14 protein-coding genes are annotated in these 18091 nt (G+C 51.5%); 2 read left to right on the forward strand and 12 right to left on the reverse strand.

From position 1 onward, the window contains the following. Positions 1-2: 2 nt before the first annotated feature. Both ACO6VE_RS06490 and ACO6VE_RS06495 read right to left on the reverse strand, forming a co-directional pair. On the reverse strand, positions 3-1172 hold the full coding sequence (locus ACO6VE_RS06490) for an amino acid ABC transporter permease (RefSeq protein WP_422450551.1): 1170 nt from the start codon (positions 1170-1172) through the stop codon (positions 3-5). Positions 1173-1354: 182 nt separating this feature from the next. Beyond that, positions 1355-2380 carry an amino acid ABC transporter substrate-binding protein gene (locus ACO6VE_RS06495; protein WP_422460395.1) on the reverse strand — a complete coding sequence of 342 codons (1026 nt, stop codon included), beginning with the start codon at positions 2378-2380 and terminating at the stop codon, positions 1355-1357. Between the two features lie 303 nt (positions 2381-2683). On the opposite strand from ACO6VE_RS06495, the gene folE reads away from it, so the two are divergent. Beyond that, entirely contained in the window at positions 2684-3235 is a 552-nt protein-coding gene (folE, locus tag ACO6VE_RS06500) for a GTP cyclohydrolase I FolE (RefSeq protein WP_101745113.1), read from the forward strand. A 59-nt stretch (positions 3236-3294) separates the two neighbouring features. Here folE and tdh read toward each other — a convergent pair whose 3' ends face one another. The 7 genes from tdh to ACO6VE_RS06535 all read right to left on the reverse strand — a co-directional run bounded on the left by tdh (position 3295) and on the right by ACO6VE_RS06535 (position 11967). Beyond that, entirely contained in the window at positions 3295-4320 is a 1026-nt protein-coding gene (tdh, locus tag ACO6VE_RS06505; protein ID WP_422450550.1) for an L-threonine 3-dehydrogenase, read from the reverse strand. 53 nt (positions 4321-4373) lie between these two features. Beyond that, a complete protein-coding gene (locus ACO6VE_RS06510; protein ID WP_422450011.1) occupies positions 4374-5582 on the reverse strand; it encodes a glycine C-acetyltransferase in 1209 nt (402 codons plus the stop codon). A gap of 442 nt (positions 5583-6024) precedes the next feature. After that, on the reverse strand, positions 6025-6213 hold the full coding sequence (locus ACO6VE_RS06515; protein WP_422460397.1) for a hypothetical protein: 189 nt from the start codon (positions 6211-6213) through the stop codon (positions 6025-6027). A 611-nt stretch (positions 6214-6824) separates the two neighbouring features. After that, positions 6825-8420, reverse strand: a complete 1596-nt coding sequence (gene cysN / locus ACO6VE_RS06520; protein WP_422450009.1) for a sulfate adenylyltransferase subunit CysN — start codon at positions 8418-8420, stop codon at positions 6825-6827. Next, positions 8420-9328, reverse strand: coding sequence for a sulfate adenylyltransferase subunit CysD (gene cysD, locus ACO6VE_RS06525; protein WP_422450008.1), 909 nt, complete (start codon positions 9326-9328; stop codon positions 8420-8422). Before cysD ends, cysN begins: the two co-directional genes overlap by 1 nt. A 272-nt stretch (positions 9329-9600) precedes the next feature. Beyond that, the gene (locus ACO6VE_RS06530) at positions 9601-10917 is read right to left on the reverse strand and encodes an anaerobic C4-dicarboxylate transporter family protein (RefSeq protein WP_422460399.1); all 1317 of its coding nucleotides are present in this window, start codon (positions 10915-10917) and stop codon (positions 9601-9603) included. Positions 10918-11178: 261 nt separating this feature from the next. Continuing rightward, positions 11179-11967 carry a Nif3-like dinuclear metal center hexameric protein gene (locus ACO6VE_RS06535; protein ID WP_422460400.1) on the reverse strand — a complete coding sequence of 263 codons (789 nt, stop codon included), beginning with the start codon at positions 11965-11967 and terminating at the stop codon, positions 11179-11181. Between the two features lie 92 nt (positions 11968-12059). On the opposite strand from ACO6VE_RS06535, the gene ACO6VE_RS06540 reads away from it, so the two are divergent. Next, positions 12060-13169, forward strand: coding sequence for a S1C family serine protease (locus tag ACO6VE_RS06540; protein WP_422460402.1), 1110 nt, complete (start codon positions 12060-12062; stop codon positions 13167-13169). Positions 13170-13372: 203 nt separating this feature from the next. Here ACO6VE_RS06540 and ACO6VE_RS06545 read toward each other — a convergent pair whose 3' ends face one another. The 3 genes from ACO6VE_RS06545 to ACO6VE_RS06555 all read right to left on the reverse strand — a co-directional run bounded on the left by ACO6VE_RS06545 (position 13373) and on the right by ACO6VE_RS06555 (position 18088). Next, positions 13373-14191 carry a hypothetical protein gene (locus ACO6VE_RS06545; RefSeq protein WP_422460404.1) on the reverse strand — a complete coding sequence of 273 codons (819 nt, stop codon included), beginning with the start codon at positions 14189-14191 and terminating at the stop codon, positions 13373-13375. A gap of 125 nt (positions 14192-14316) precedes the next feature. Beyond that, on the reverse strand, positions 14317-15600 hold the full coding sequence (locus ACO6VE_RS06550) for an ankyrin repeat domain-containing protein (protein WP_422460406.1): 1284 nt from the start codon (positions 15598-15600) through the stop codon (positions 14317-14319). Between the two features lie 4 nt (positions 15601-15604). Then, entirely contained in the window at positions 15605-18088 is a 2484-nt protein-coding gene (locus ACO6VE_RS06555) for an ankyrin repeat domain-containing protein (protein WP_422460408.1), read from the reverse strand. Between the last annotated feature and the right edge of the window lie 3 nt (positions 18089-18091).

An 18091-nucleotide genomic window follows, 5' to 3' on the forward strand; every position in this document is an offset into this window, starting at 1 on the left:
CCTTACCGCTCGATAAGCGCCACACGTCTGTTATAGATATTCATCAGCAGAGATACACTCAAACTGATGGTGAGATAAACGGCCATGGTCATGGCAATTACTTCCACCGCCTGCCCGGTCTGGTTCAGGGTTGTGCCGGCAAAGACACTGACCAGGTCCGGATAACCAATCGCTGTCGCCAGTGAAGAGTTTTTGGCCAGATTCAGATATTGATTGGTCAATGGTGGAATAATCACCTTCATCGCCTGGGGAATCACCACCAGGGTCAACACTTTCCCTGGCTTTAGCCCCAGTGACGCGGCAGCCTCTTTCTGCCCTTTCTGGACAGACTCAATACCGGCTCTCACCACCTCGGCGATAAAGGCAGCGGTATAAATGGTCAGGGCCAGTAACAATGCGCCCAGCTCAGGAATGATGGCAATACCACCACGGAAGTTAAAACCTTTCAGCGCTGGCGTATCCAGAACCAACGATGCACCAGAAAAGTGCCAGATAAGCGCAGGAATGCCTATTAATAGTGCAGCCATATACCAGGGCGCACCGGAAATGCCCTTACCGGTTGCCACTCTTCTCTGCCGGTTTCTGGCCCTTAGCAATAACGCCAGACCAATGGCCACCAGGCAACTGACCAGAACCGGCAGCAGCCCCTGTTCAATAATAGGTTTGGGCAGAAAAAGACCACGCAGATTTAAAAAAATGGTATCGCCGAGGGCATAACTTTGCCGGGGATGGGGTAACGCCGCCAGAACGGCGAAATACCAGAAAAAGATTTGCAGCAGTAATGGAATATTGCGAAAGGTTTCAATAAACACCGATGCCATTCTGGCCAGCAGCCAGTTAGACGACAGTCTGGCAACACCCACCAGAAAACCCAACAGGGTGGCGAAGAAGATGCCTAATCCGGACACCAGCAGGGTATTGAGTATGCCCACAACAAAGGTGCGGCCGTAGCTGTGGGATTCGTCATAGGCCACCAGCGATTGAATAATGCCAAAGCCCGCTTCCTGGGAAAGAAAATCGAATCCGGTGCTGATGCCCCGATGCTCCAGGTTGTTCATGGTGTTATTGATCACCCAGACACCGAGCATCACCACCAACAGCACCACAATTCCCTGCATCAACAGCGGTCTGAAGGAGGCATCACGCCATAGCCTCAGCATCTCTTTCAACATCTTCTCCAAAAAGGAGGGTCTTGCATTTTTTTTATGGGATACGTGCTCAGGATCACTCACGACCTAACTCCCTTTTTCTTATCTTGTTCCCGCGCTTCAGAAGTTCTGCAGAAATGCAGGACTGTCCATACTCCCGCTCTCACGCGTTGCGTGCAAGCGGGGTATATGTCATAACGATTGAATTAACGGAAGGGAGGAGCGTAGAGGATACCGCCTTCGTTCCAGAGAGCGTTCAGGCCACGATCGATCTGAAGCGGTGATTCTGCACCTACATTACGCTCAAAGATCTCCTCATAGTTGCCCACCTGCTCGATAATCCGCAGAGACCAGTCATCATCCAGGGCAAGACCTTTACCTTTAGGGCCGTCAATACCCAACAAACGACGTACATTGGGATCAGAAGAGGCTTTTTGCGCGTTGATATTGCCCGAGTTCAGGCCCAGCTCTTCACCATTAATCATGGCGGCCAGGCTCCACTTGACAATATTAAACCACTGGTCGTCGCCCTGACGCACTACGGGACCGAGCGGCTCTTTTGAAATCACTTCTGGCAGAACCACTGCGGAATCAGGCTTGGACAGACGAACTCTCAAGGCATAAAGCTGAGATTGGTCAGAAGTCAGGACATCACAACGCCCCGCATCAAAGCCCTTTGCCGTACTGTCAGAGGTATCAAAGACCACGGGCTGATACTCCATATTATTAGCCCGGAAATAATCGGCAAGATTCAGCTCACTGGTGGTACCGGACTGGATACAGATAGAAGCACCATCCAACTCTTTGGCACTTTTCACACCCAGGTCTTTCTTCACCATAAAGCCCTGGCCGTCGTAGTAAGAGACGCCAGTGAAGTTCAGGCCCAGGGAGGCATCACGGGTCAGGGTCCAGGTGGTATTTCTGGAGAGCACATCAATCTCCCCTGATTGCAGAGCGGTAAAACGCTCTTTAGCGGTAAGCGGTACAAACTTGACCTTGCCAGCATCTTTTAAAGTCGCTGCAGCAACGGCACGACAGACATCAACATCCAGCCCACTCCACTGCCCTTTATCATCCGGGTTACTGAAGCCCGGAAGGCCGGTGCTGACACCACAGGCCACATAACCTTTTTCCTTTACCGACTCCAGCGTTGCCGAAGCGCTGGCGACCGGTGCCAAACCCGCTGCCGCCAATGCACCCAGCGCAGCGACTGTTTTCAGACTTTTCATCATGAGATCTTTCCTTTGGTGTTGTTATTATTTTCAGCACGGGATGTCCGGCACAGGTTAACCCTGCTCAACCACCTGACAATTGCAACCGCGCTTTGGCTCATGGTTTTTCAACCATACCTGCAAGCAAAAACACTAGCAACTGTTATGCCGCTCATGTTTGTCCTGGCCATCCCTTCTTCTTGTTCAAATTGCTCAGCCTGTGCCAAACCTTGCAAAGAAAGTCGTTCAGCAGCTTTCCGGGTTATGTATTAATTGTGTTAAACTGCCGTCCACTTCGATAACCATGCAGTGATAATTCTTCCAATGTCTCAAAGAATCAGCGAACACTACAAGGCCATTATTGAGTCCGTCGGTGAAGATATTCATCGGGAAGGCCTTAGAGATACGCCGCTTCGCGCTGCCAAAGCAATGCAATACCTGACCAGAGGCTATAGCCAGACACTGGAAGAGATCGTTAATGGTGCGGTGTTTGAATCCGACATCAGCGAAATGGTCGTGATCAAAGACATTGAGCTGTACTCAATGTGTGAGCATCATCTGCTGCCCTTTATTGGCAAGTGCCATATTGGCTATGTACCCAATGGTAAGGTGCTCGGCCTGTCCAAATTTGCCCGCATTGTGGATATGTTCGCCCGCCGCCTGCAGATTCAGGAAAACATGACCAAACAGATTGCCGATGCCATTATGGAAGTGACCGACGCCAAAGGGGTTGCCGTGGTAATTGAAGCGCAGCATATGTGCATGATGATGCGCGGTGTGGAAAAACAGAACTCATCCATGACCTCTTCGGTCATGCGTGGCCTGATGAAAGATAATCAGCCAACCCGGGAAGAGTTTCTGCGTTTTATTCGGTGACAAACCTGATCATTGACAACAAAAAAGCCAGCATTTGCTGGCTTTTTTGTTGCCTGGATTCAACACCAGTCCAGAATCACTTTTCCAGATTGTCCGGACCCCATGATTTCAAAACCTTTGTCAAAATCATCAACCGGGAAGCGGTGCGTAATGATTGGAGAAATATCCAGACCAGACTGCAACATGCTGGTCATCTTGTACCAGGTCTCAAACATCTCGCGACCATAAATACCTTTGATCACCAGACCTTTGAAGATCACCTGGTTCCAGTCAATCACCGTGTCACTGGCTGGAATGCCCAGCAGTGCAATCTTGCCACCGTAGTTCATATTTTCCAGCATCTGCTTAAATGCACGACCATTGCCCGACATTTCAAGGCCCACATCAAAGCCTTCAACCATGCCCAGCTCAGCCATCACGTCCGGCAGACCGGTATTGGCAACATTCACGGCGCGGGTCGCACCCATTTTACGGGCCAGGTCCAGACGGTATTCGTTGACATCGGTAATCACCACATTGCGGGCACCGACATGCCGGCAGATGGCTGCCGCCATAATGCCGATGGGGCCGGCACCGGTGATCAGTACATCTTCTCCCACCAGGTCAAAAGAGAGTGCGGTGTGCACCGCATTACCAAACGGGTCAAAAATTGCGGCCAGGTCATCACTGATATCATCAGGAATCGGGAAGGCATTAACCGCCGGAATCACCAGGTATTCGGCAAACGCACCATCACGATTGACGCCAACACCCACAGTAAAGTTGCAGAGATGACGGCGGCCAGCACGGCAGTTACGACAGTGGCCACAGGTAATATGGCCTTCACCGGAAACCCGCTGACCGACCTCAAAGCCACGCACACCGTCACCCATGTCAACGATTTCGCCGACAAATTCATGGCCAACGTGCATACCCACCGGAATGGTGTTCTGCGACCACTCATCCCAGTGATAGATATGCATGTCAGTACCACAAATGGCGGTTTTGCGGATTTTGATCAGTACATCGTTGTAACCCACTTCTGGCATGGGGCGGTCTTCCATCCAGATTCCGGGTTCTGCTTTGCTTTTTGCTAATGTCTTCACAGTGTCAGTTTTCTCAATGGGCTTGCTATTCAATAGCAAGCCTTGTGTGTGAATCAGTGGATAACGCCCAACTCTCGACCAACCCTGGCGAAAGCGGCAATGGCTTTGTCCAGGTGCTCTCTGCTGTGGGCAGCGGACATCTGGGTACGAATTCTCGCCTGCCCTTTTGGCACTACCGGGAAGGAGAAACCAACCACGTAAATCCCTTCTTCCAGCATACGGTCGGCAAACTGGCCAGCCAGTGACGCATCACCCAGCATCACCGGTACAATCGGATGATCGGCTCCGGCCAGGGTAAAGCCCAGCCTGGTCATTTCAGCGCGGAAATAGTCGGCATTATCACGTACCTTCCGGCGCAGCTCTGCGCCTTCAGCCAGCATCTCAAACACTTTGATCGAAGCGGCAGCAATGCTCGGTGACAGCGTGTTGGAGAAGAGGTATGGACGGGAACGATTACGCAACCAGTCAATCACTTCCTTTTTACCGGAGGTGTAACCGCCGGAAGCACCACCCAGTGCTTTACCCAGGGTACCGGTGAGAATATCCACACGTCCCATAACATCACAGAACTCCGGAGTACCAACCCCTTTCTCACCAATAAAACCGGTGGCATGACAGTCATCCACCATCACCAGCGCACCGTATTTATCCGCCAGATCGCAGATGCCTTTCAGGTTGGCAATAACCCCATCCATGGAGAATACGCCATCGGTAGCAATCAGTCTGGTTTTGGCACCGGCAGCCTCGGCCGCCTGCAGTTGCGCTTCCAGATCGGCCATATCGTTATTGGCATAGCGGAAACGTTTGGCTTTGGACAGGCGCACACCATCAATAATACTGGCATGGTTGAGCGCATCACTGATAATGGCGTCATCCGGCCCCAGGATGGTTTCAAACAGGCCACCATTGGCATCAAAACAGGAAGGATAGAGAATGGTATCTTCCATGCCCAGGAACCGGGAGATATGAGCTTCCAGATCTTTATGAACGGTTTGGGTACCGCAGATAAAGCGCACGGAAGCCATGCCAAAGCCATATTGATCAAGCCCCTGTTTACCCGCTTCAATCAGCTCCGGTGCATTGGCCAGGCCCAGGTAGTTATTGGCACAGAAGTTAAGCACTTCATCACCGCTCTCACCATTGGAGAGTACTTTGATTTCAGCCTGTTGCTGGGAGCTGATCACCCGTTCACTTTTATAAAGCCCTTCCTGTTTGAGCTCATCCAGCTGCCGGCGCAGCCCTTGATAAAAATCGGCCTTCATTTCGACTCCTGTTCTCGGTAATTTCCAGCATCCCGCCTTTGAGCATCTGCCAGGGGCACAGTTTTCCTGGGAGGCTGTCAGGCCAATGGGGATGTCTTTCTGTCATCAATCAGATCATTGTAGATGATTGGCCTAATAGTGGATCAGCGAGGATTCCCATTGAACCGGCATTTGTACCTATTATCAGGGCTTTTGCCCATTCACCTGATGAATCCGGTGGGTCACTGCTGACCTCTGGTTAAGTGGTTGAAGCAGCGCAGAATTCCAGGGAGAAATCAAAGGCTGCCTGAGAACACCGTACGCAATCAAGGCCGCCATGGCGGCAGTCAATGGTTGGCTGACCGGTCAAAAAAGGCATCCTTCAACAGCATTTCATTGAACCTTTTGGGAAAACAAGGGGTCTAATAAAAATTCAAAAACAAATGGTAACTGATGAACTTCATCACACGGAGTTTCTTGCCACATGGATAATGTACATTCGGCCAGCAGTTGTTTTCTGTGCCGTGGCGCTCGGGCTCCTGATCGCAACGCTGATATGGTCAAATGCGCCCGGGGGCACGCATTCCACCGTAGCTGCCTGATTCAGCGGGATTGCTTCCGGCGTTGCCCCCAGACTGACTGCAACGCCCACATTCCCTGCTTTGTCAAACCACTGGCTGACCGCCTGGCTCGATCATTACTGCCTTATTTGGGCCTGGACGAGCTACTTGATAGAGTGGTCAGGACCGACACCGAGCATACTGGCGTTTCCCCGGAATTTGCCCGGCAATTCGTTTCAGAGTCGGAGATTTTATCGGAGTACCTCCGGCAAATGCTGCCCGAATCGATGAGCTCTGTAACCTTTAGACTGGTGGCTATAATCGCGACCTCCTTAATTACCAATTACCTGTTGCCACCGCTACCAGACTTTTTCGGTTCCCGGGATAATTCTGCCAGTCCTCCCATGGAGGAGGTGTTAGTGCCGAGGGATTAGCGCAGAAAAGCTTTAATACCCGTACACCCCGTTCATCCTGAGCGGAGTCGAAGGGTGCTTGGCACAATCTATCAGAGTTCGGAGTTTCCGCCTTTAGGCCCTTTGGGTCCTTCGACAGGCTCAGGACGAACGGAGTACGGAGGCACGACAATCCGTCAAACTCATTGAAACCATGTACTAATGCATGGTTTCAATGGGTTTGTTGCCGTTCTAACACAGTAGATTTTGATAGGCCTCTCTGTCAGGTGAAGAGAGGCCTGAGGAAAGGTTTATGGAAGAGTCAGAGAGGCCACAATGGTATCCACCACCGAGTCTACAGAAGCATTATCCGCCACCTCATCTTCCGAGGTAATCAAGACGGCCACTTCAGCCTTGAGTAACGCATCTGCCTTGGCAGCCCACTGTTCATCATCACTGCCAATCACCAATGGATAAAACCCACGATCAAACAGCTGTCGTTCAATAATTTTGGCGTGCTGTCCGGCAACTTTGAATACACCGCCTTTCTGACCCAGGCGCTGTTGCCGATGGACTCTGGAGAGTGAATCCTGCCGAGTACGCTCACTGACTCCCCGTACCATACCGGCAGCAACCGTGGCGTTACTGAGCCGGTCAATAACAATAAAGGCACCGGTCTGGCGGTTACGCTGGTAGCTGTCCACAGGTACCGCCCTGGTCAGCCTGAGCTGGCACAGGCCAATTTCATTCAGTGCCAGCTGCTCTGCCGGGTGATGGGCCAGGGAGTTCACATCAACCCGGTGATCAACCCCGGCAAAACTGCCCGGAACCTTGTCGGCAGAAAACTTGATCTGATACTGCCTGCCGGGGCTCATGGGCTGTTCCGCCATCCACACCAGATCCACATCCAGATCAGCAGCCACCTGAACACTGCTGTCCCGGCGCACCAGCATATCACCACGGCTGATATCAATTTCATCGGTCAGGGTCAGGGTAACCGCCTGACCCGCATGGGCTTCTGGCAGATCACCATCCCAGGTCACAATGCGGGCAATGGTGCTCACCTGACCCGAGGGTAGTACCTTGATCTGATCGCCGGGCTTAATCTTGCCTGAAGCCAGCGTTCCTGAAAAACCACGAAAATCCAGGTTAGGGCGATTCACATATTGAATCGGGAAGCGGAAGTCATTCAGGTTACGGTCCCGGGCGATCTCGACATTTTCCAACACGTCCATCAGCGTACTGTCACGATACCAGGACATCCGTTCGCTGCGGTGTACCACATTGTCGCCCTCCAGCGCCGACATGGGCACAAACTGGATATCACCCAATTGCAACGGTTCTGCAAAATCAAGGTATTGGTTACGAATCTCTTCAAACCGAGCCTTGCTGAAATCCACCAGATCCATCTTATTGATGGCCACGACAATATGCTTTATGCCCAGCAAGCTGGCTATGTAGGTATGCCGCCGGGTCTGGGTCAGCACACCCTGACGGGCATCAATCAAAATAATCGCCAGATCACAGGTGGAAGCACCGGTGGCCATATTTCGGGTGTACTGCTCATGCCCGGGCGTATCGGCAATGATGTACTTACGTTTTTCGGTGGAAAAATAGCGGTAGGCCACATCAATGGTAATGCCCTGCTCACGTTCTGCCTGCAGACCATCCACCAGCAGCGCCAGATCCAGTTTTTCCCCCTGGGTACCTACTCGTTTACTGTCGTTTTCTACAGCAGCCAGCTGATCTTCATAAATCATGCTGGTGTCGTGTAAAAGACGGCCAATCAGGGTGCTTTTACCATCATCAACACTGCCACAGGTGAGAAAACGCAGCATCTCTTTCTGTTCATGACGGTTCAGGTACTCTTCGATATCGGTGGCAATAAGTTCAGATTGGTGTGACATCAGAAATACCCTTCCTGCTTTTTCTTTTCCATGGAGCCGGCACTGTCATGGTCGATCACCCGGCCCTGTCGCTCAGAGGTTCTGGTCAGGAGCATCTCCTGAATCACGTCGGTCAGTGTATCGGCTTCAGATTCTACGGCACCGGTCAGCGGGTAGCATCCCAGGGTTCTGAAGCGTACTTTTCGCAACTGGGGTTCTTCACCCGGTTGCAACGGCATCCGCTCATCGTCCACCATAATCAGGTTGCCATCACGCTCCACCACCGGGCGTTCTTTGGCAAGATACAGTGGCACAATAGGGATCTTTTCCAGGTGGATATACTGCCAGATATCGAGCTCCGTCCAGTTTGACAGCGGGAACACGCGAATACTCTCGCCCTTCTCAACCTGGCTATTGTAGATGTTCCAAAGTTCCGGTCTCTGGTTTTTCGGATCCCAGCGATGATTTTTGTCGCGAAAAGAGTAAACCCGCTCTTTCGCCCTGGATTTTTCTTCATCCCGACGGGCACCACCAAACGCAGCATCAAAGCCGTATTTATCCAATGCCTGCTTGAGTGCCTGGGTTTTCATCACATCGGTATGTTTTGCGCTGCCATGGGTAAATGGCCCGACGCCCTGCGCCAGACCTTCCGGATTGGTATGCACCAGCAGCTCAAGACCCAGTCTTTGTGCCAGCTGATCCCGGAACTCAATCATTTCCCGGAATTTCCAGGTGGTATCTACGTGTAATAAAGGAAAGGGCGGTTTACCCGGGTAAAAAGCTTTCATGGCCAGATGCAGCATCACGGCAGAATCTTTGCCAATAGAGTAAAGCATGACAGGGTTTTCAAACTCAGCAGCCACTTCCCGGATGATATGGATGCTTTCCGCTTCCAGCTGTTTTAGATGATTGAAGTCTTGATCCGACATGCATTTCGACCTAAAGCGAAGTTATTGTTGTGCTCTAAGTAAAATACTATCAGTGAAAATAGAATAATAAATTCAAAATCTATATTGTTTTTATATATAAATATATCGCTTGCTGATTCTCCCTGAATTCAGTGGCGAACCCGTCAGCTAAACGCTAAACCCACAGTCGATACTCAAAGATGGTTCGGCGTATCAGGGCATCCGGATACGCCGGGCCTGCAACAAAACGTCAGCAGGCCCTTAAACTCCGCTCTATCAATGCGCCATTATCTTTACAGCACAATACTGCTGAACACAAAACCGGCAATCACAGAGAACACAATCGCCATCAGTCCTGGCAGCATAAAACTGTGGTTGAACACATACTTGCCAATGCGGGTCGTGCCAGTGCTGTCAAAGTCGATAGAGGCAATGATCGGACCGTAGTTAGGTACAAAGAAGTAACCGTTAACCGCCGGGAACATAGCGACCAGAGAGGCTACTGGCAAACCAAGAGCCACACCCAGAGGCATCAGTGTCGACGTAGTCGCGCCCTGGCTGTTAACCATCACAGAGAGAATAAACAGTGCGATGGCAAATGCCCATGGAGCACTGTGAACCAGATCAGAGATACCGCCTTTGAGCAGCACATCGTGGGCAGCGAAAAAGCTGTCCCCCAGCCAGGCAATACCGAAGATAGCAATAATTGCACGCATACCGGAGAGGAATACATCACCACGGCTTGCTTCACCAACATCAGCTTTACCCAGCCATACAATCAGTGCGGATACCACCAGCATGATGATTTCAATGGTGTGCGCCATGGACATGGCAGAGCCATTGAACTGAGGACGTATAGCAGGAATAGCCCCCATCACCACCACCATAACGGCACCTGACAGGAACAGCAGAACGGAGGTCTTCGCACCTGGCTTCAGTTCAGCAACAGAAACCGTGGTGGTTTCTTCCATCTTGCGTCGAAACTCCGGGTCTTGCATACGGCGCTGAAATTCAGGGTCATCCTTCAGCTCTTTACCCAGCTTATTGGTCACCAGAGCAGCGAGGAACAGGCCAACCATCGTTGCTGGAATCGTGGTGCCCAGAATCTGTCCCAGGGTAATGTCATACTTTGTCGACATAATAGTCAGCATGGCAACGGTGGCAGCCGCAATCGGGCTGGCCACAATACCCACCTGAGAAGCGATTACCGCGATGGACATAGGACGCTCCGGGCGAACACCCGTACGGCGGGCAACTTCGGCAATAACCGGCAGCACAGAGTAAGCGACGTGACCGGTACCGGCAAACATGGTGAAAAAGTAAGTCACCGCCGGTGCAATAAAGGTAATACGCTTTGGATTTCTTCTGAGAATACGTTCAGCCACCTGTACCAGGTAGTCCATACCACCGGCCGCCTGCATACAGGCGGCAGAAGAAATCACAGCCAGAATCATCAGCATTACATCAATCGGAGGGGAGGTCGGCTGAATACCGAACACAAAAGAGAGAATGGCAAGACCCACCCCCCCCATTAAACCAAGACCGATTCCCCCGATACGTGCACCAACCAGGATGCACAGAATCACTATGGCCAACTGCAGCCAGATCATAATTACCCCCCAACAACACGACGGTGCTGTCCAAAACGACAAGACAAAACTGCCTCGTGCTGTGGCCACTCAGGCTTAACAGCGATGCAGAAGAAAAAGCGAGGACAAGTGTACGAGAGTTATTTTTTATACAGATTGACTTACAGCAACAATTTCAACGGCGTTTAAATAATTAATGAATGTGCTATTTCAACTGTAATCAAAGAAGAACAAGCCACCTGTTTTTTCTAACAACACGGCACAAAATTAATAAAAGAAAATTTATACCGGAGAATCGATATCAACAAACTCATGCTCAATGCCTGTTTCCTCATGCAGCCAGCGAGCCAGTGCCTGAACCCCATAACGTTCGGTAGCATGATGACCGGCGCTGATATAGTGAATGCCATTTTCCCTGGCAAAATGCACCGTTGACTCCGAAATCTCACCGCTGACAAAAGCATCCACCCCCAGGTTCAGGGCCTTATCAATCATGCTTTGAGCGGCCCCGGTACACCAGGCGATGGTATTTACGGGGTGGTTTCCTCCGGCAATCACCAGTGGATCACGTCCCAGCTTGCCGGAAATTTCCTGGCTCAACTCATCCAGCGACAGTTTTCGCCCTGTTGTGCCCCAGTTACCCACCGGCAATTTGGCTCCCGGCTCCATGCCACCCACGACATCCCACCCCATCAAGCGGGCAAGCTCTGCGTTATTGCCAAACACCGGATGGGCATCCAATGGCAAATGATAGGCCACCAGGCTGATATGGTTGGCCAGCAGCGTTTCGATGCGCCGACGTTTGCTGCCGGTAATCACTGCGTCTTCACCACGCCAGAAATAGCCATGATGAACCAGAATGGCATCGGCCTTCCGTTCAATGGCCTGGTCAATCAGCGCCTGACAGGCCGTGACCCCCGTGACTATTTTCTTTATTGGCGACTCCGCTGCCGGGCTGGCATCGACCTGAATACCATTTGGGCAGTAATCTTTAAACAGACCAGGCTGTAACTCCTGATCCAGTAATGCCACCATTTCTTTTAAGGTCATATCTTGTGATGTCGGCACCATTGGTTCTCTCCATCCTTACATCGCTGTATATTAAGAATCGTATTTTGTTGGTCTCATTATAATCACATAACGGCAATTCCCATGGGCTGCGAATGAAAAAACTGCTTAAGTCGGTGGGCTTACCCATCCTGATCGGGCTATTCACCGCGATCACAGTACTGCTGATCAAGCCTGAGTTCGGTGGTATTTCAGAAAAATCCCGCAACCGCTTTATTGAACAATCCTCCAGAGTGTTCAATGTCACCGGGCAGGTTTCCTACAGTGATGCCGTGAAAAAGGCTGCACCGGCTGTGGTCAGTATCTCTACCAACAGCCTGTCACAGCGTGGTGACAGCAACCTGCCCCTGCCCCAGAGAACCCATGCCCGCAGCACCCCGGAAGGTTCCGGCGTTATTGTTGATCCTGAAGGTTATATCCTGACCAACCACCATGTGATTCAAAATGCGGCCAGGCTGATGATTACCCTGCGCGATGGCCGGGAAGTCAAAGCCCGCATTATTGGCACCGACCCGGAAAGCGATCTTGCCGTGTTGAAAGTCAACCTGAAGGATTTGCCCTATCTGGACCTGGTAGACTCTGGCAGCGCAGAAATTGGTGATGTAGTGCTGGCCATTGGCAACCCATTCGGACTGGGACAGACGGTGACCATGGGCATTATCAGCGCCACCGGCCGGAATGACCTGCAACTGAATACCTATGAAGACTTTATCCAGACCGATGCCGCCATCAATATCGGCAACTCCGGTGGTGCCCTGGTCAATGCCTATGGTGATCTGATTGGCATCAGTACGCTATTGTTTTCCCGTGGTGGGGGCAGTGAAGGGGTTGGCTTTGTGATTCCCTCCAATATGGCCCGCTTTGTTATGGATTCCATCATTAAATATGGCCGGGTGATTCGGGGCTGGCTGGGTATTGAATCACAGCCACTGAGCTCGGCACTGGCAGAAGCCTATGGCGTCAGCACAAAAGTTGGCATTTTAATTACCGGGGTTTATGAAGATGGTCCTGCCGACCGGGCGGGTTTGCGACGTGGCGATATTCTTACCGGCATCAATGGCCAGAGCACCCGGGATGGCCGCAAGGTAATGAATATGGTGGCCCGTATTCCACCGGGCCAACAGATGACCATGCAGGTGTTGAGGGATGGCGAAGCGATTGAGTTAACCGCACAGGCAACGACAAGGCCAACTATTGTTAACTGAATGCAATGCACTCGTGCATGGTTTCAATGAGTTTGACGTGTACAATCTCCGTTCACCCTGAGCGGAGTCGAAGGGTGCTTGGCACGATCTATCAGAGTCCGGAGTTTCCGCCCTTCGATGCTTCGACAAGCTCAGCACTCAGGACGAACGGAGTGCGGAGGCATGACAACCCGTCAAACTCATTGAAACCATGCACTAGGAGCCTAATTATTATGAAAATTCGAGCCACCCATGAAATTAGCCATATTGCCAGAAGGGCGAACATCCTGACCATCGGGGCCATCATTTGAAAAAGGGTCAACGTTTTGCATTCCCCAGCATCCCTGAGCCCCGGATTGGGGCTTGGTCTGGTCTTTTTTGGAATAGATAGCCTTATAATACGATGTCAGGTTAATCCCATGGGAATACAGAGGATTCTTACTATCCAGTGTTTTGTAATTCACATCACTCGAACCCAACCTTCTGGTACGGATCTCAAGCGTTGAATTGCTAATCACTTCAAGGGGGCGATCCCAGTGTTCGGAGCAAAAAACATATTCCAGGCGTTGCTGCTTAAAGCCCGGTTTTAATGGCACATAAGGGTCTTTTGGTTTACATCTCTCGCCTTGAGTGACTGGGTAAAAGGTGGTGATAACGGCATAATGACCTGCTGATACTTTGGATGCTTCTGCTTTAAATGCTGCTCCTGCTTTTGAGCCAAGCTTACTTGCTACTGATTCCGCTTCCTTGCTGGGATTATGAACAGAAAAGAGGCGGACGTAGCAGTCACAACCTGTAATCTTGACCAATTTTCCATCACGCGAAAAACTTTCAATCTGGGATATGTTTGGGTTTTTATCTGCGTGTGTTAAATAGAGGTCTTTTTGCGTGAAGACAGTCAGGGTGCGAGTTTTACCGACGCCTTTCAAAACAAATGACCTGGTATCTTTTGGATTTAATGAAGAATTACCGATGAGCTTGAGAAATTCATCATGTGTTGTACCAAGGGAAATGGTTGGCATGCTGCCACTGCTTGCGTTCATAATAATATCTCCCTGATTGGGAACCGTTAAAAGAATTCGTTCTACGCCAACAATCCAGTTAGCTGTTTGAATTTTAGACTTCCAATTCAGGCAAAAGTTCAAACATCATCCTTGAAAAACACCGGTTAAATTTTCAGCGGGTGGTAGACAAACGCTTTTAAGGAATCCTTCAGTGGCAGACAGTCAGAGTCAGTTGACAGCACTTCTGCCAATAATATCCGATTTTGCACCAGGCGTTGACGAATACAGGTTCGGGCACAGGCTTGCAGCGATCCGGGCTGATAAACGGGTATATGATTACGCAGGGAATCGATGATTTCGGGGTCAGCTCTTCCAGCTTCAGCACTTTTCAGAGCTGTCCAGCCCAGCTGGTTACGCACACCTGGATCGGCACCATTATCCACCAGAATCCTGACCAATTCCGGGCTTTGATTTGCTATCCCCAGATGTAGCGGGGTATCGCCATCTTCACCACGGGCATTGGGGTCAGCGCCGTTAGCCAGTAAGAGCTTGAGCAGCTGGACAGCGCAGCCATCATCTCTGTTTACCACAAAATTCAGCGTGGTCTGGCCAGAATTGCTGCAAGTATTGGGGTTCGCACCGTTAGCCAGCATCAGCCTGACTTCAGCAACAGGTCGCAGTTTTTCTACCAGACAGTTCAACGTGGTTCGGCCAGAGCTGTTGCACAGGTCGGGATCGGGGTTGGCACCGTGATTCAACAGGGTATGGACAATATCGGTGTGTTGTTTGGATACTGCCTTGTAAAGTGGGTTCAAGGTCCAGACGCCAAACGTGTCGGGGTTGGCACTGTGAGCCAGCAACTGGTCAACTATTTTGCACGCCCCTTGTTCCGCCGCTTTATTAAGTGGGGTAAAACCGAACTGGTCTGGAATATCGGGGTCAGCACCGTGCTCCAACAGAGTACTTACGGCCGAAAGATTGCCACAGATAACGGCACATTGCAGCGGGGTACGGTTCAGTGCAGTCACGGCATTAAGGTCGGCACCGTGATTCAGCAGGCAATTCAGGAGCAGCGCCGTCTGATCGTTGCTGTTCCTTGTAGCAAAATGCAACGCAGTAAAGTGGCCGCTGTCACAGGTTTTCGGGTCTGCTCCCCGGTGCAGCAAGGCTTTGACCCTATCATAATTGCCATGCCAGGCAGCATCCAGCAGCTGGTCGTTAAGGGCTGGCGGGTCATTATATCTGACGACTGATGTCGTTTTGTCGTCCATCGATAACGGTACTCTTCGGTTACTTGCCGAAGCGGCGGCAAATCCCGGATTGTGGTCTGCTGAGGCGCCCGGCTGCTGCAGAGACAGCAAAGGCGTTGCAGGTAAACTGCCGGTCGGTTCCTCTGGCTGGTCGCTGCCAATCCAGGGATACAGACATTGCCTGATACTTGCGAACATTTCGTCAAAACGTCAGTGGGTTGGACACAAATTTTTTCAACGGATTTGGCAACGGCAAACGTTGAGTTACCAGTGACAGCGGTTTTGCCCGGTTTTTTTTCGGAGTCATCTGTGGCTGCACCCGGGTTGCACGCATACAGTTTCGGGCACAAACTTTCGTCGCCCCGGGTTTAAAGGGCTCACGCAGGGCATCAATGATGTGCACAGGTGCCCCTGTAGCGAGGGCAGCCTCCAGGGCGGTCTGGCCTGACTGGTTGCGAATATCAGGATTGGCACCATGGGCCAGCAGCATGTCAACGCAGGTTGAGTTGCTTTTCTTTATCGCCAGATGCAGCGGGGTTTCGCCCTTTTGGCTCGCCTTGTCGGGATTGGCACCGTGAGCCAGCAAATCGTCAACCATGTTGGTGCGCCCGTTAAATACTGCATGATCCAGCGCGGTACTACCGTCATTATCAGGAATATTGGGATCGGCACCTTCGCCCAGTAGGATGTTAACGGTCAAAAGTGAAAATACGCCACCAATGACAGCATTGCACAGCGGGGTGTGTCCCATACTATTACGGGCATTAATATCGGCACCGTGATCCAGCAGGCACTTCAGGAGCATGACGGTCTGATTGTCTGGTTTCGATCCGGCCCAGTGCAGCGCCGTCCAGTGAGCGAGGTCATGGACTTGCGGATCAGCCTCGTGATCCAGCAAGGCCTTGCAGACATCATAACTGCCTTTTTTGGCAGCCATAAGCAGAGGTATGAACTCTTCATTAGTCAACGGATCGATAGTGGCGACATTGGGGTCAATCCCTCTGTCCAGCAGTGTCTTGAGACATTCGTACACTCTGTATGAGTCCCTGAACCAGAAAAGCGGGTAGCGGCCTTGCTGGTCACAGAGATTGGGATTGATTCCCTGCTCCTCCAGCAGGTTCAGCAGATCGTAGAGGGCTGACAGATCACCTTTCTTTCCTTTCCTGATTGCTACTGCCAGTTGATCACCCAAATCACCCAAATCGAGGTCAGACGTTGATGGATGTATGTTCCCGTTACCCGGGGAAGCCAGCGCACATGCTGAAATACTTCCTTCGCTGGCAACGGGTTGCTGGAGAGAAGGTACTGGCTGTGCGTGCCAGCCCTCGGCCGTTGCCGCCGAATTGGCCGGGTCATCCCGGGATAAACATTGTCTGATGTTTGAGTACGTTTCGTTAAGAGCCAGCGGGTTGGACACAAATTTTGTCAAAGGATCTGACAACGACAGGCGTTGAGATTTTATCGACAGCGGTTTTGTCCGAGTTTTTTTCAGGGTCATCCGGGGCCGCAGCAGGGTTGCACGAATACAGTTTCGAGTACAAATCTGCAGCGACAAGGGTCTAAAGGGCTCACGCAGGGTATCAATGATGCGAGGAGGTGAACCTTTAACCAGGGCAAACTCCAGGGCGGTCTGGCCAGACGAATTGCGAATATTGGGATTGGCACCATGGGCCAGCAGCATGTCAACACAGGTTGAGTTGCTTTTCTTTATCGCCAGATGCAGCGGGGTATAGCCCTTTTTGCTCGCCTTGTCAGGGTTGGCGCCGTATTCAAGGAGCATATCCACAATGTCGTCTGTGTATTGCCTGCGTAATGCCACGCAAAGTGAGTTGCTCACCCCGTAGCTGTGAATACTGCCTGGCGTATCAGGATTGGCACCATGAGCCAGCAAGTCGTCGACAATGTTAGCGCACCTGTTAAAGACTGCATGGTCCAGCGCGGTTTTACCATCTATATCAGGAATATTGGGATCGGCACCTTCGCCCAGCAGGATGTTAACGGTCAGAAGTTCCCTGTGAAGGACGGCAATGCACAGCGGGGTGTACCCAACATCATTACGGGCGTTAATATCGATACCGTGATCCAGCAGACACTTCAGGAGCATGACGCTCTGTTCGCTTACATGCCGTGCGGCAAAGTGCAGCGCCGTCCAATTAGCGCCGTCACGGGCTTGCGGATCCGCTCCGTGGTCCAGCAAGGCCTTGCTGATCTCATAACTGCCCTGTTCGGCAGCCAGAAGCAGAGGTATGCAATCTTTATTAGACAACCGGTCGATAGTGGCGAAATTGGGGTCAATCCCCCTGGTCAGCAGGGTCTTGAGGACATTTGACACTCCGCTGTATTGGTAACTGATCCAATAGAGCGGGTGGTGGCCTTGCTGGTCGCAGAGATTAGGGTCAATCCCCCGCTCCTCCAGCAGATTCAGCAGGTTGTCTACGGCTTTTCGGTCACCCTCCCTGGTGGCTGCTACCAGTTGATTGCCCAAATCAACCAAATCGAGACCAGACGTCGATGGATGCATGCTCCCATTGCCCGGAGAAACACCCCCACGTGCTGAACTATTCTCTGCACTGGCAACGGGTTGCTGGAGAGAAGGTACTGGCTGTGCGTGGGAACCCTCGGCCGTTTCCTCCGGATTGCCAGTGTCATCCCGGGAAAATGAACATTGCCTGATGCTTGAGAACATTTC

Source organism: Endozoicomonas sp. ALB115 (assembly GCF_049310245.1).
GTDB lineage: Bacteria > Pseudomonadota > Gammaproteobacteria > Pseudomonadales > Endozoicomonadaceae > Endozoicomonas.